Consider the following 14,599-nt stretch of genomic DNA (forward strand, 5'->3'; position numbering starts at 1 on the left):
CTGAACAGAGCAGCCAAATGGAAAAAGAGACTTACGATTACATCATCGTTGGCGCAGGGTCGGCAGGGTGCGTCATGGCCGACCGGCTTTCTGAGGACGGCAAGCATTCCGTCCTCGTGATTGAGGCCGGCGGCAAAGACCGGAATATTTGGATCCATATCCCGTTGGGGTATGGACGGACCTTCTTCAACCGCAATGTCAACTGGATGTTCGAGACCGAACCCCAGCCCGGTATGCAGGGGCGACGTATTGCACAACCGCGTGGCAAGGTCGTCGGCGGGTCAAGCTCGATAAACGGGCTGCTGTATGTCAGGGGTCAGAAAGAGGACTATGACGGTTGGCATGATCTCGGCAACGAGGGGTGGCGGTATGAAGATGTGTTGCCCCTGTTTCGACGCAGCGAAGACCAGCAACGCGGCGAAAACGCCTGGCACGGTGTAAAAGGGCCGCTGCCAGTCTCGAGCCTGCGAGAGCCGCATTTGATCGCTGATGCGTTCATTGAAGCAGGTGTGGCGGCTGGAATCCCACGCAATGATGACTTCAACGGCGCCGAGCAGGAAGGCATTGGTCATTTCCAGGCAACCGCCCGCAACGGCCTCCGCAAGAGTACCGCCCGGACCTTCCTCGCGCGGGCACTTCGCCGCGGGAACGTGACGCTTGCCACCGAAGCCCGCGTAACCCGTATTCTTTTTGATGGTTTGCATGCCGATGCGGTGGTGTTCCGCCGCGATGGCAGGGATATCACCGTAAGGGCTCGATGCGAGATCGTCGTGGCTGCAGGCGCGATCCAGTCGCCCCAGATCCTGCAATTGTCAGGCGTAGGCCCGGGCAGCCTTCTGAAGCGTCATGGCATCGACGTAGTGAAAGATCTCGGAGGTGTCGGCGCCAATCTCCAGGATCATCTGCAGGCACGGCTTCTGTTTGAGACTCGCGGCAAGATCACCATCAACGACGACCTGGCCAGCTTTGCCCGGCAGATCAAAATGGGTCTCGATTATGCGTTGTTCCGCAAGGGGCCGCTGGGATGGTGGGCGGGCCTTGCGGGAGCTTTTATCCGCACCCGGCCAGATCTCACTCGCCCCGATGTGCAGTTTCACCTGTATCCCTTCTCGACCGACCGTAAAGATCGGCCGGAGTTGCACCCCTTCTCTGCTTTTACCCTTACCGTCTGTCAGCTGAGGCCATACTCTCGCGGCGAGGTGACGATTCAGTCGAGCGATCCCTTGGCGGCTCCGCTCATCAATCCGCGGTACCTGACCGATCCTCGAGATGGGCAAACGATCGCAGTTGGCCTGCGTGTCGCGCGGCTGGTCGCGCAGACCCAACCTCTGGCCAAACTCATAAAGTGCGAGCGCGACCCTGGACCGGACGTTCAGAGCGACGAGGATCTGCTCAGCTTCCTGAAGGCAAAGGCGATGTCGGTCTATCATCCCGTGGGCACCTGCATGATGGGACACGGTCCGGACGCAGTCGTCGACGACAAACTTCGGGTTCATGGCGTTTCTGGGCTTCGGGTCGCTGATGCGTCCATCATGCCAACGCTGATCTCAGGAAATACCAACGCGCCTTCAATCATGATTGGCGAGAAGGCCTCTGATCTGCTCCGTGAGGCGCAGTCACAAAACAATTTGCGCGCGGCATCCTGAAGAGATCAGCGAGGAAACAGCCGATGTATACCCAGCTGGGATTATTCATCGACGGGGAATGGATTTATGACGCCGATGTCTTGGAGGCGGTGATCGATCCAGCCACGGGAGAGGCATTGGGTCATCTTCCGCATGCAAGTGGAGCGGATCTTGATCGTGCACTTGCTGCCGCGGACCGCGCTTTTGCCTCGTGGCGCAAGGTGTCAGCGTATGATCGGGCACGGATTCTGCGCGATGCCGCCGACATTGTGCGAAAGCGCAGAGACACCATCGCCCGCATAATGACGCTGGAGCAGGGTAAAGTTCTCACCGAGTCGCGCGCGGAGGTTGATGCTGCCGCGGACATCATTGAATGGGCGGCAGAGGAAGGGCGCCGGGCTTATGGCCGGGTCATCCCGGGCCGAAGTGACAACATCCGCCAGCTCATGATCCAGGAGCCCGTGGGTGTGGCGGCGGGGTTCACGCCCTGGAACTTTCCCGCAACTACCCCAGCGAGGAAGCTGGCAACGGCGTTGGCGGCCGGTTGTACGGTCATCGTCAAGGCTTCAGAGGAAACCCCGGGTACAGCGGTCGAGATCCTGCGGGCTTTCGAAGAGGCCGGCATCCCAAAAGGAGCTGCCAACCTCGTCTTTGGCATACCCGCCGAAGTTTCGGGACACCTGATCAACAGCCCGATCGTTCGCAAGATTTCCTTCACGGGTTCGGTCCCGATCGGCCGGCATCTCGCTACTCTCGCTGCGGGTGGCCTCAAGCGTGCGACGTTGGAGCTGGGAGGGCATTCACCCGTCCTCGTGTTTGACGATGCGGATCCTGTGGCCGCCGCGAAAACGCTGGTCGCGGGCAAGTTCCGCAACGCGGGCCAAGTGTGCATCGCGCCGACCCGGTTTTTTGTCCAACGAGGCATTGAAAAGCCATTTCTCGACGCGTTTCTCGCTGAAACCGCACGTATCCGGCTCGGAAGTGGCCTCATCCCCGAAACGACAATGGGTCCTTTGGCAAATGCCCGGCGAGTGTCGGCCATGGAGGCGTTTGTGGACGACTGCCGGACGCGCGGCGCCGATGTTCTCTGTGGTGGCTCACGCTCGGGAAACGCCGGCTTCTTTTTTGAGCCTACGGTTGTTTGCGGCCTCAGCGACGATTCGCGTGTCATGACAGAGGAGCCATTCGGTCCCATCGCGCCTCTCGTCGCCTTTGACAGTTTTGACGAGGTCATCGGCCGAGCCAACGCCTTACCGTTCGGTCTTGCGGCCTATGTCTTCACGAAGAGCACGCAGACGGCGCTTGCGGCCAGCGCGGCTCTGGAGGCGGGCATGGTCGCTGTGAACAGCCTTTCCTTGGCGCTTACCGAGACGCCAATGGGAGGCGTTAAAGATAGTGGCTCCGGGCACGAGGGCGGCGTTGAGGGTTTGGAAGGCTACACAGTCAAAAAATACGTAAGCTTGACGTAAAGCTGCCATCGCTCATCGCCGACAAAAAACAATAGGAGGACGCCGTGGCAAACGTCACGATCAAGGAAGTTAAAAAGGCATATGGATCTACTCAGGTAATCCATGGCGTCAACGTTGATATTGAAGACGGAGAGTTTGTCGTTCTCGTCGGTCCGTCCGGTTGCGGTAAATCAACCTTGCTGCGGATGATCGCTGGCCTGGAAGATATATCGGGTGGCGAGATCCGAATTGGCAGCCGCGTCATCAATGACGTGGCGCCCAAGGATCGTGACATCGCCATGGTGTTCCAGAATTACGCGCTGTATCCGCATATGACCGTCGCGGAGAACATGGCCTTCTCCCTCAAGCTGCGGAAAGCGCCAAAAGATGAGATCAAACAGCGTGTTGAGCGTGCTGCGCAGATCCTAAGTCTGTCCCATCTGCTTGACCGCTATCCGCGTCAGCTTTCCGGTGGACAGCGCCAGCGTGTGGCGATGGGGCGTGCAATCGTACGCGACCCGCAGGTGTTCCTTTTTGATGAGCCTCTTTCGAACCTCGACGCTAAGCTGCGCGTTCAGATGCGGGCCGAAATCAAGGCACTGCACCAAAGGCTCAAGACAACGACGGTCTATGTCACGCACGACCAGATCGAGGCGATGACAATGGCTGATAAGATCGTGGTCATGCGCGATGGGATTGTCGAGCAAGTTGGAGCGCCGCTTGATCTATACGACCGTCCTGCAAACCAGTTTGTGGCCAGCTTTATCGGGTCACCGTCGATGAACTTCATCAAGGGCAAGGTCGGATTGCAGGGCGGCCCCCGTGTCGAAATCGCTCACGGTATCCACTTTCCCTTACCAGAGGCTCGTGGTGTTCAGGACGGGCAGAATGTCAGCTTTGGCATTCGGCCCGAGCATATGCGGCTTGATACATCCGGCATCTCTGCGCGTGTCGTCGTAACCGAGCCGACAGGTTCGGAGATACTCGTTGTCGCGAGCCTGCTCGATGAGCGGGGCGTGGCGGGACAAGACATCACCTGTTTGTTCCGTGAGCGGCTCGCTTTCACTCCCGGTGAAACCATTCGCGTTAGCCCATACCCGGGACAGTCCCATCTCTTTCACGATGGCTCTGGGCAGCGGATGTGAAGCTCGGAGTGAAGCCGGCATTCGCCTTCAACGATGACAGGCCCCGCGGCGGGTTGCTGATGGCAAGTGTAGCGGTTCGCGATTGAAGCCAGCGCCGTCCATATCGGAAGGGCGCACAGCAATATAGCGGCAGGCTTCTATTCGAAGCCTGCCGTTTTTGTCTGTTGAGGGGGTATGATTCCGAGTGAACCGCCCCTAGATTTCTGGACGCCTTCTTCCCTAAATTTGAGGCAAGGAGGCGCCCGATAGGCAAAGCGAACTTCACCGAGGACTTCAAGCGCGAGGCGGTCGTTCAGATCACCGAGCGGGGCTATCCGGTTGCGGAGGTGGCTGCGCGGCTGGGGATCAGCAAGTACTCGCTTTACGAGTGGAAGAAATGGTACGGCAAGGGTCGTGTGCTGGTGCATTCGGATCAGGGGAGCCAGTTCATCAGCATGGAGTGGGCTTCGTTCCTGAAACACCACGATCTGCAGCCTTCCATGAGCCGTCGTGGCAACTGCCACGACAATGCCTGGCCGAGAGCTTCTTCAACCTGCTCAAGCGCGAACGCATCCGCCGCAAAGTCTACCGCACGCGCGACGAGGCACGCCGGGACGTGTTCGATTACCTCGAGATGTTCTACAACCCCACCCGGAAGCACGCACGCAACGGGATGCTGTCGCCCATCGAGTTCGAACGGCAGCACAAAGCCAAAGCCGAGGGCGTCTAGAAAACGCGGGGCGGTTCACCATGTGAGTTCTCCTCGGCCTTGATTGGCCTAGGGCCAAACGTCGAGGGGCGCTACTGCTCAGGGCCGGTGGCGGACTATTCGCTATTGGGGGACTTCAAACGAGAAGCGGACATATTGCCGACGAGCGACCGTGGCAAAAAATCTGGCCCGCAGCGGACCGTGGGAACGTCGGTTTTGGGGCCTGCTTATAGACCGGGTCGCGCGAACGGTGTGGGGCCGAGAGCGGAACGGTGGCTTCAGTTTTCGGGGTCAGACCACGGCACTTACGGCTAATTGGCCTAGGACGAGATCGACCGGCCTCGAAGCGCCATGTGCTTTTCCGAATCAGGTTGCGTATTGCGGGCACGCACCTTCAGCGTGCTAAGCTCTTCGAGATGCTGTTTCATGAACTCCGCCGCCTCGACGCGCTTGCCGGCGAGCAACATATCGACCAGGACGAGATGCTCCTGACATCGACCGCGGGCGCTGTCACGATCGAGCATCTGCCGATAATCGATGAGGCGACGGAGTCGGTCGATCCGCTTGAGCGCGTCGATGAAGAAACTGTTGCGGCTGCACTCGACGATGGCCTCGTGCAGCCCGCTGTTGAGCTCGAAAAGCCGCGCATCCGACACTTCATAGATCGCGCCGTCGACCAGCCACTGCTGCTGGTCGCGGCAATGCTCCAGCACCGGGCGGTTGAGAAGGAAGCGCGGTTCCAGGATGGCCGCTGGCTCGATCAATAGCCGGAACCGGTAGCTGTCCTCATAGGCCTGAAGTGACGTCAGCACCGGCAGAAATTCCCAGCCATGGCCGGGCAGACGCTCGATCCATCCTTCGTTCGCCATGCGCCGAAGAATGTGAGCCAGCCGCGCCCGCGTGAGCTTATAGCGCCGCAACAGCTCGTTTTCGGTGACGCGATCAGGTAGCCGACCAGATACGCGATCATCCGCGATATCGAGATAGATCTGGTCATCGTCATAGTTCGGGACGTGATCGATCTTGTGGAAGTTCTCCGCGTCCGGCCGGGCGATTACGAAACCACCGCGCTCGCCCGGTCGCACGATCCCAGACCTCTCCAGCAGCTTGAGCGCGGCCCGCACTGGCGAGCGCGAGACCTTGAACAGTTCGCCCAGCCCGCGCTCGGTGAGGTGCGCTCCCTCTTCCAGACGCTCGGCGCGAATGTGCTCGGCGATCTGGGCCGCCAGTTGTTGGGTCAGGGGTGTGATCTGCATCGCCGTGGAATCCTTCGGGCCCCTTTTTGCCATAGACCGCCCAAGGCATAAATCCCATTTGGTATTTTTGGCTTGCAAAGTGCCAAAAATGACCCTATGAGGTATTTCAACAAAATAAAAGACCAAGCGATGTGGGAGGAATGGCGGTGCAGCTGCTCGTTTTGCCGGGTGATGGAATCGGGCCTGAGATCACCGCCGCGACGCTTCGCGCGCTCAATGTGTTGAACGATCGTTGCGCCGTCGATGTCCGCTGGAGCGAGGCCGACATCGGACTGAAGTCGCTGCGCGAGCAAGGCACGACCTTGCCGGGCGCCATTATCGATGGTGTCCAGACCGCCGATGGTGTGCTGCTCGGTCCCGTGTCACACTACGAGTACCCGTCACGGCAGGAAGGCAGCATCAACCCTTCCGGCGAACTGCGCACCCGCTTCGAGCTGTTCGCGAATATCCGCCCCTGCCGCTCCCTCAGCGATCTCAGCATTCTTCGCCGGCCGATGGATCTCATCATCGTGCGCGAGAATACGGAAGGGTTCTACTCCGACCGCAGCATGGCGGCCGGCACCGGCGAGCTCATGCCGGACGAGAACATGGCGCTCTCGGTGCGCAAGATTACTGCGCGCGCTTCCGGGCAGGTAGCCCGCGCCGCGTTCGAACTCGCCCGTGGGCGACGGAAGAAGGTCACGGCGGTTCACAAGGCGAACGTACTGAAGCTTTCCGACGGCCTGTTCCTGCGCGAGGTGCGCAAAGTCGCGGCCGACTATCCGGACGTTGCGCTCGAAGAGCTGATCGTCGACGCCACCGCCGCGCATCTGATACGCACGCCGGACAGCTTCGACGTCATCGTCACCACCAACATGTTCGGCGACATCCTCTCGGATGAAGCGTCCGAGCTCTGCGGCAGCCTCGGCCTCGCCGGGTCCATCAGCATCGGCGACGGCGTCTGCGTGGCGCAGGCACAGCACGGCTCGGCACCGGATATCGCCAGCCGGGGCATCGCCAATCCGACGTCGCTCATGCTCTCCGCAGCCATGCTGCTGGATTGGCGTGGACGCCGTGATGGCAGCAAGCCGCTGATCGACGCTGCGGCGGCACTCGACCAGGCGGTCAGCAAAGTCCTTGTCGATCCCGCGACCCGTACCCCCGATCTCGGCGGCACGCTCTCCACGGAAGCCTTCACCGACGCAGTGCGCGCGGCCATTACACGCTCGTCAGCCGCTGGTCGGGCCGCCTGAGTTCCACGTTCAAACTGACGGTTCCGAAATGCTCGTATCGATCAACCCCGCCGATGGCGCCGAACTGGCGCGCTATCCGCTCCACACCGCGCAGGAAGTGGAAGACGCGTTGGCCAACGCCGCGACCGCACAGGCGGCATGGCGGCAGGTGCCCATTTTCGAACGCGCCGGTCTGCTGCGACGGATGGCGAGCGCGCTGCGGGCGAACAAGGCAACCTATTCCCGGATGATCACCAAGGAGATGGGCAAGCCGCTGGTCGAGGCGGAAGGCGAGATCGAGAAGTGTGCGTGGAACTGCGACTTCTATGCCGATGAAGCGCCAGTCTTCCTCGCCGATGAAATCATCGCCTCGTCCGCCTCTCACAGTGCTGTCGTGTTCGACCCGCTCGGCGTCGTGCTGGCGATCATGCCGTGGAACTACCCGTTCTGGCAGTTCTTCCGTTTCGCGGCGCCGGCGCTGGCGGCGGGCAACGGCGCCATTCTCAAGCACGCCAATAACGTGCCGGGCTGTGCGCTGGCCATCGAAGAGGTGATGTGCGAGGCGGGCTGTCCCAAGGACTTGTTCCGCACGCTGCTCATCGAGCCGAGTTCCGTCGCGGGCCTCATCGCGGATGACCGCATCGCCGCCGTCACCTTGACGGGCTCGACCGAAGTCGGCGCGATCGTCGCGGCGCAGGCCGGCAAGGCACTGAAGAAGCAGGTTCTGGAGCTCGGCGGCTCCGATCCCTTCATCGTGCTCGCCGATGCCGACGTGAAGGCCGCCGCCGCCATGGCGGTGAAGGCGCGTTATGTGAATGTTGGGCAGAGCTGCGTGAACGCGAAGCGCTTCATCGTCGACAAGGCGGTGGCAGACAGCTTCGTGGAGGCGTTCTGCCGCCATGCCGCGGCACTCCGGATGGGCGACCCGCTCCAGCAGGGCGTGTCCATTGGCCCGATGGCGCGCGCCAATCTGCGCGCCACGCTTCACGATCAGGTCGAGCGCAGCATCGCCGCCGGCGCCACCCTCAGGATGGGCGGTCAGATCGTCGACGGACCGGGCTTCTATTATCCGGCCACCGTCCTCGACGATGTCACGCCGGAGATGGCGGCTTTCCGCGAGGAAACCTTTGGCCCGGTCGCCGCCATCATCCGCGTCGATGGGCCGGAAGAAGCGATCCGTTTCGCCAACGACACCGAGTTCGGCCTCGGCGCGGCGCTCTGGACCGGGGATGTCGAGCAGGCGCAGCGTTTCGCACGACGCATCGATGCCGGTGCCGTTTTCATTAACGGCATGGTCGCGTCCGATCCCCGCCTGCCCTTCGGCGGCATCAAGCGGTCCGGCTATGGCCGGGAGCTCGGTTCGTACGGCATCCGCGAATTCGTGAACCTCAAGACCCTCTGGGTCGGTCCCGTGAAGGCAGCCTGAAATGACAGATACTCGTCCGACCGGCGCGGTGCTGCGTCCCTCCGAGATCAAGCCCCGCGAGCGCGGTGGCGGCGCACGCACCGTGCCGCTCGTGACACGCCGCATCGGCTCGACCAGCCTGATCAACGGCATCACCGCTTTCGAAGGTGGCGCGTCAATCCCGACCCACACCCACAACTGCGAAGAGAGCGTGATGGTACTGGAAGGCCATGCCATCGCAACGCTCGACGGCGTCGAGCACCATCTCGGTCCGCAGGAGACAACCTGGATCGCGGCCAACGTGCCGCACAATTTCCGCAACGCCTCGGCAACCGAGCCGATGAAAATCTTCTGGACCTACGCTTCCGTGGACGCGACCCGCACCATCGTCGCGACCGGCGATACCCGCACCATCGACGCGGAACACGACGCCAAATAGGCGCGCTGAAGGAGGTCGGTCCAGCTGGCCTCCCAACTAACAAAACGCCAATCTGAACAAGCACATATTCCCTGGGAGGGAACAATGATCATTCTCGATCGCCGCCAGTTTGCCTTTCTCACCGCTGCCGCCATCTCGACGCTGACCATCGGCATGCCGCCGCTTCTCGCCGATGAGGTGAAAGGGCTCGAGCTGCTCGCGCCCAGCGCCCCGGGCAGCGGCTACGACCAGCTCGCGCGCAGCATTCAGGCCGTGCTTCAGGAGAAGAAACTTGCTTCCGGCGTTCAGGTCCAGAACGTTGCCGGCGGCGGCGGCACGGTCGGCCTGTCGCAGTTCATCACCAGCCGCAAGCGCGCGCCGAGCATTCTGGTGTTCGGCTTCGCGCTGGTCGGCGGCATCATCACCACCAAGTCGGCGGTGAATCTCGATCAGGTCGTGCCGCTTGCGCGCCTGATGGGCGAAGCCAATGTCATCGTTGTTCCCGAAAGTTCGGACATCGAGACGCTCGCGGATCTCATCGCCAAGCTGAAGGCCAATCCGCAGGCGGTGTCGTGGGCGGGCGGTTCCATCGGCGGCATCGACCATGTGATGGTGGGCCTGATCGCCAAGGCCGTGGGTGTCGACCCGACGAAGGTCAACTACGTCGTCCATGCCGGCGGTGGCGAAGTGCTCGCCTCCACGCTCGGCGGCCATGCCACCGTGGGCATCAGCGGTTTCGAGGAATTCCGCAGCCAGATCGAGGCAGGCAAACTCCGCGCATTGGCGATCTCGTCAGGCGAGCGCACGCCGGGCATCAATGTCCCTACGCTGAAGGAAGGCGGGGTCGATCTCGCCATCATGAACTGGCGCGGCCTCGCGGTTCATGCGTCCACCTCGGAGGAGGAGAAGAAGTCGCTCGCCGAGATGATCGCTGCGATGGTCAAGACCGAGGAATGGAAGGCGGTACTGCAGAAGCGCGGCTGGGTCGACACCTACCTTCCGCCCGCCGAGTTCGCGAGCTTCCTGAAGCAGGAACAGGTCCGCGTGGCGACGGCGCTCAAAGACGTTGGCCTCACCCATTAGTCCGGTCAGGGAGTACTGGGATGACGACGGATAAGAGCCTGCGCCTTGGTGAAGTCGCCTTCGGCCTGGCGGTACTGGCGCTCGGCGTCTTCATCGCCTTTGAAACCTGGACGATGCCTGTGGTGGGGGCCGCGACGACGGTTGGCCCCCGCCTGTTCCCCGGCCTGATCGCCACGGGACTGATCTTTGTCGGCCTTTGGCTGCAGCTTGAGGCCGTCACCACCGGGCCGGTCGACGCCGAAGGCATCGAGATCGACTGGCCCGCCTTCTCGCTGGTAGCGAGCGGCCTGCTGCTGCAGATCGTGCTGCTGGAAACGCTCGGCTGGATCGTTGCGGGCACACTGCTGTTCGTCATGACGGCGCGCGCCTTCGGCAGCCGTCGCTATCTCGCGAATATCCTGATCGGAGTGGCGCTGACGACGCTCACCCTTCTGGTGTTCGACCTGGGTCTGGATCTTGAGCTTCCCGTCGGTTCGCTTTTCGAGCCGCTGTTCGACGGCCTTCAGAAGTAGATCATCATGGATACGCTCAGCGCCCTGTTCCACGGCTTCTCCGTGGCGCTCACGTCTTACAATCTGATGTGGTCGGGGATCGGGGTGACGCTCGGAACTGCGATCGGCGTCCTGCCCGGCATCGGTCCGGCGCTTACCGTCGCCCTGTTGCTGCCCGTCACCTACAATCTCGATCCCACCAGCGCCTTCATCATGTTCGCCGGCATCTTCTATGGCGCCATGTATGGCGGATCGACCACCTCGATCCTGCTGAACACTCCCGGCGAAAGCGCCTCCATCGTCACCGCGCTCGACGGGCACGCGATGGCTCGCAAGGGACGCGGCGCGCAGGCGCTAGCGACCGCGGCGATCGGCTCCTTCGTCGCCGGCACCATCGCGACGGTTGCGCTGACTTTCGTCGCACCGCTGATGGTGCGCATCGCACTCTCTTTCGGACCAGCGGAATACTTCGCCCTCATGGTGCTGGCATTGACGACCGTCACCGCCGTGCTGGGCGACTCCCTGCCGCGTGGGCTCGCCAGCCTGTTCTTCGGCCTCGCGCTCGGCCTCGTAGGCATCGACCTGCAAACCGGGCAGGCGCGCTTCGCGCTCGGCGTACCCGAACTGCTCGACGGCATTGACGTGGTCGTGGTGGCGGTCGGCCTCTTCGCCGTCGGCGAGACGCTCTACAATGCCGCGCGGCATCGTTACGAGCCTGAGGAGATGTACGATCTCAAGGGTTCCAAATGGATGAGCAAGGAGGACTGGGCACGCTCATGGAAGCCATGGCTGCGCGGCACGCTGATCGGCTTTCCCATCGGGGCGCTACCTGCGGGCGGCAGCGAAATCCCGACCTTCCTGTCCTATCTGACAGAAAAGCGGCTCTCCAAGCACCCCGAGGAGTTCGGCCATGGCGCGATCGAGGCCGTCGCCGGACCCGAGGCGGCCAATAATGCGTCGGCCGCCGGCGTGCTGGCGCCGCTGCTGTCGCTCGGCCTGCCGACCTCGGCCACCGCAGCCATCATGCTCGCCGCGTTCCAGCAATATGGCCTTCAGCCCGGCCCCCTGCTGTTCGAAAACAATTCGAGCCTCGTCTGGGGCCTGATCGCCAGCCTCTATATCGGCAACGTTCTGCTGCTGGTGCTGAACCTGCCCATGGCCGGCGTATGGGTGAAGCTGCTCGCGATCCCGCGCCCCTGGCTCTATGCCGGCATCCTGATCTTCGCGACCATGGGTGCCTACACGCTCAATAACAATCTGGTCGACCTCGTGATCCTCTGGGTCATCGGGCTGATCGGCTTCGGCATGCGCGTGCTCGACATCCCCGTCGCGCCCTGCATTGTCGGCCTGATCCTCGGCCCGATGGCGGAGCAGCAGTTCCGCCGTGCGCTGGCGATCAGCCAGGGCGACCTCTCGGTCTTCGTCACCCACCCGATCTCGCTTGGGCTGCTGCTGACCGGCCTTCTCCTCGTCGTCGTGCCGGTGCTGCTGCGTCGGCGACGGGCGAAACAGATCACGGCTTGAGACCTGCCATGCCCAATTCCCACACCATCAAGGTCGCCGAGCTGCTCGACTTCTCGACGGCGATCTACATGGCGGCCGGCCTGAACCGGGCAGACGCCGAACTCTGCGCGGATACACTGGTGCAGGCCGATCTCTGGGGGCACCAGTCCCACGGCGTGATGCGGCTGCCCTGGTATGTGGCGCGGCTGAAATCGGGCGTGGTGAAGGTCGATGCCCGGCCGGAGCTTGTTGTCGATGCCGGCGCGGTCGCCGTCGTCGATGGTCGGGACGCCATGGGTCAGGTCGTCACGGCTTTCGGCATGAAAGACGCGATCCGGCGCGCCAAACTTCACGGTGTCGGTGCCGTTGCCCTGCGCAATTCCAATCATTTCGGCACGGCGATGTACTTCACGCTGGAGGCGGCACGAGCCGGCTGTGTTGGCTTCCTGTCGACCAATGCCAGTCCGGCCATGGCGCCCTGGGGCGGGCGAGTGAAGACGGTAGGCACCAATCCATGGTCCTGGGCCGCCCCTGCCGGCCAGCACGCCCCGATGGTGCTCGACATCGCCAATACGGGGGTTGCGCGCGGCAAGATCTACCTCGCCCGACAGAAGAAGCTGGCGATCCCGCAAGGGTGGGCCATCAACGCGGCGGGCGAGCCGACGACCGATCCCGAGGAGGCGCTCGGCGGCGTGACCCTGCCGATGGCCGAACATAAGGGCTATGCGATCGCCGTGATGATGGACATGCTCTCTGGCGTGCTCAGCGGCAGTGCGTTCGGCATCGGCGTCACCGGCCCGTATCAGGCGAAAAAGCGCGGCGGCACCGGCCATTTCATCATCGCACTCAACATCGCGGCGTTCCAGTCGCTGGATGCCTTCGGCAAGCGCATGGAACAGTTGATCGCCGAACTGAAAGCCGTGCCGCTGGCAAAGGGATATGACGAGATCGTCTATCCGGGCGAACTTGAAGCCCGCAATGACCTGTGCGACCGCCGCGATGGCCTGCGCCTGCCGGACGACACAATGCGCGACCTTACAAAGCTCGCCGATGCGTTCGGCTGCGCATCGCAACTCCCGACGAAAAATGTCAGCTCTTAGATTGCGACGGTAGAGCGCCGAACGTTGATCTGATCCCCGAAAACTGGACCGTTTGAAGCTGGAGTTTTCCGCGTCAAAATCCCTGGGCTGGGAGGAGCGGAAGACAATGAAGGCATCGAAGTTCTCGGACGCGCAGAAGGCGTTCATCCTGAAGCAGGGAGCAGACGGCGTGCCGGTGGCGGATATCTGCCGGCGGGCTGGGATCAGCCAGGCGACCTACTTCAACTGGAAGAAGAAGTATGAGGGGCTCGCCCCCCTTGAGATGCGGCGGTTGAAGCAGCTCGAGGACGAGAACACGAAGCTGAGGAAGCTCGTTGCCGACCTGTCGCTCGACCGGGAGATACTGCAGGACGTCATTCGCCGAAAAATCTGAGGCCTGGTCGCAAGCGCGAGCTCGTCGGCATGATGTGTGGTGAGTGGCAGGTGTCGATCCGCCGGGCCAGTGCGGCTCTGGAGTTCGACAGGTCCACCTACCACTACCAGTCCTGCCGACCCGACCAGGCCCTTTTGGCGGCCCGCATCAAGACGATCCGCGAAACCCGAGTGCGCTATGGCTATCGGCGCGTGCAAGTGCTGCTGCGCCGGGAGGGCTGGGTGATCAAGCAGAAGCGAACCCGTAGGATCTACAATGAGTTAGGTCTGCAGCTGCGCAACAAGACGCCGAAGCTTCGGGTCAAGGCGAAGCTGCGGGAAGACCGGGCACCCGCCACCCGGCCGAATGATGTCTGGGCGATGGACTTTGTCCACGATCAGCTTGCCACCGGCCGCAAGATCCGCGTGTTGACCGTGATCGACACCTTCTCGCGTTTCTCGCCGGTGGTCGATCCGCGCTTCAGCTATAGGGCCGAGCATGTGGTGGCGACCTTGGAAAGGGTCTGCGCGAAGGTCGGCTACCCGCGGACCATCCGGGTCGACCAGGACAGCGAGTTCATCTCCCGCGACCTCGATCTGTGGGCCTACACGAAGGGGGTGACGCTGGACTTCTCCCGTCCCGGAAAGCCCACCGACAACGCCTTCATCGAGGCGTTCAACGGCGCTTCCGGAGCGAATGTCTGAACGCCCACTGGTTCCTGGCGCTTGCGGACGCGGCCGGAGGTCATTTGGTTTAAGTCTGGCCTCCATTCGCTTCTCCTTGAGCGTGGCGTAGTAGCGCTCCTCCGCATACAGCCTTGTCGAGGAATAGGGACGCCGATCCTCCCTACGCTCCGCTTCGCTGGCGAGGATCT

11 protein-coding genes and 3 pseudogenes are annotated in these 14,599 nt (G+C 62.3%); 13 read left to right on the forward strand and 1 reads right to left on the reverse strand.

Features of this window, described 5'->3' with window-relative positions:
* Positions 1-17: 17 nt before the first annotated feature.
* The 5 genes and pseudogenes from SNOV_RS21520 to SNOV_RS21535 form a co-directional block, all read left to right on the forward strand.
* Positions 18-1,646: a GMC family oxidoreductase gene (locus tag SNOV_RS21520; RefSeq protein WP_013169088.1), complete on the forward strand. Its 1,629-nt coding sequence runs from the start codon at positions 18-20 to the stop codon at positions 1,644-1,646.
* A gap of 23 nt (positions 1,647-1,669) precedes the next feature.
* Positions 1,670-3,094, forward strand: coding sequence for an NAD-dependent succinate-semialdehyde dehydrogenase (locus SNOV_RS21525; protein ID WP_013169089.1), 1,425 nt, complete (start codon positions 1,670-1,672; stop codon positions 3,092-3,094).
* Between the two features lie 44 nt (positions 3,095-3,138).
* Positions 3,139-4,218: an ABC transporter ATP-binding protein gene (locus SNOV_RS21530; RefSeq protein ID WP_013169090.1), complete on the forward strand. Its 1,080-nt coding sequence runs from the start codon at positions 3,139-3,141 to the stop codon at positions 4,216-4,218.
* A gap of 245 nt (positions 4,219-4,463) precedes the next feature.
* Positions 4,464-4,589, forward strand: a pseudogene (locus tag SNOV_RS24425) (transposase); the annotation flags it as partial.
* Positions 4,590-4,607: 18 nt separating this feature from the next.
* Positions 4,608-4,927 (forward strand): annotated as a pseudogene (locus tag SNOV_RS21535) (IS3 family transposase); the annotation flags it as partial.
* A 299-nt stretch (positions 4,928-5,226) separates the two neighbouring features.
* Here SNOV_RS21535 and SNOV_RS21540 read toward each other — a convergent pair.
* A complete protein-coding gene (locus tag SNOV_RS21540; RefSeq protein ID WP_013169091.1) occupies positions 5,227-6,162 on the reverse strand; it encodes a GntR family transcriptional regulator in 936 nt (311 codons plus the stop codon).
* Positions 6,163-6,308: 146 nt separating this feature from the next.
* Here SNOV_RS21540 and SNOV_RS21545 point away from each other — a divergent pair, with 146 nt between their 5' ends.
* From SNOV_RS21545 to SNOV_RS21585, 8 genes and pseudogenes are all read left to right on the forward strand, one after another.
* Positions 6,309-7,394: an isocitrate/isopropylmalate dehydrogenase family protein gene (locus SNOV_RS21545; RefSeq protein WP_013169092.1), complete on the forward strand. Its 1,086-nt coding sequence runs from the start codon at positions 6,309-6,311 to the stop codon at positions 7,392-7,394.
* Complete coding sequence (locus SNOV_RS21550) at positions 7,279-8,799, forward strand: NAD-dependent succinate-semialdehyde dehydrogenase (RefSeq protein WP_335328976.1); 1,521 nt, start codon at positions 7,279-7,281, stop codon at positions 8,797-8,799. The genes SNOV_RS21545 and SNOV_RS21550 overlap by 116 nt, the downstream gene beginning before the upstream one ends.
* Position 8,800: 1 nt before the next feature.
* On the forward strand, positions 8,801-9,217 hold the full coding sequence (locus tag SNOV_RS21555) for a cupin domain-containing protein (protein ID WP_013169094.1): 417 nt from the start codon (positions 8,801-8,803) through the stop codon (positions 9,215-9,217).
* An 84-nt stretch (positions 9,218-9,301) separates the two neighbouring features.
* Positions 9,302-10,279: a Bug family tripartite tricarboxylate transporter substrate binding protein gene (locus SNOV_RS21560; protein ID WP_013169095.1), complete on the forward strand. Its 978-nt coding sequence runs from the start codon at positions 9,302-9,304 to the stop codon at positions 10,277-10,279.
* Positions 10,280-10,299: 20 nt separating this feature from the next.
* Positions 10,300-10,791 (forward strand): tripartite tricarboxylate transporter TctB family protein, encoded by a 492-nt coding sequence (locus SNOV_RS21565; protein WP_013169096.1) that lies wholly within the window; start codon positions 10,300-10,302, stop codon positions 10,789-10,791.
* A 6-nt stretch (positions 10,792-10,797) separates the two neighbouring features.
* Positions 10,798-12,294: a tripartite tricarboxylate transporter permease gene (locus tag SNOV_RS21570; protein WP_013169097.1), complete on the forward strand. Its 1,497-nt coding sequence runs from the start codon at positions 10,798-10,800 to the stop codon at positions 12,292-12,294.
* An 8-nt stretch (positions 12,295-12,302) separates the two neighbouring features.
* Positions 12,303-13,373, forward strand: a complete 1,071-nt coding sequence (locus tag SNOV_RS21575) for an Ldh family oxidoreductase (protein ID WP_013169098.1) — start codon at positions 12,303-12,305, stop codon at positions 13,371-13,373.
* 106 nt (positions 13,374-13,479) lie between these two features.
* A pseudogene (locus tag SNOV_RS21585) lies at positions 13,480-14,461 on the forward strand (IS3 family transposase); the annotation flags it as partial.
* Positions 14,462-14,599 lie beyond the last annotated feature (138 nt).

The sequence above is a fragment of the Ancylobacter novellus DSM 506 genome, from assembly GCF_000092925.1.
Classification (GTDB): domain Bacteria; phylum Pseudomonadota; class Alphaproteobacteria; order Rhizobiales; family Xanthobacteraceae; genus Ancylobacter; species Ancylobacter novellus.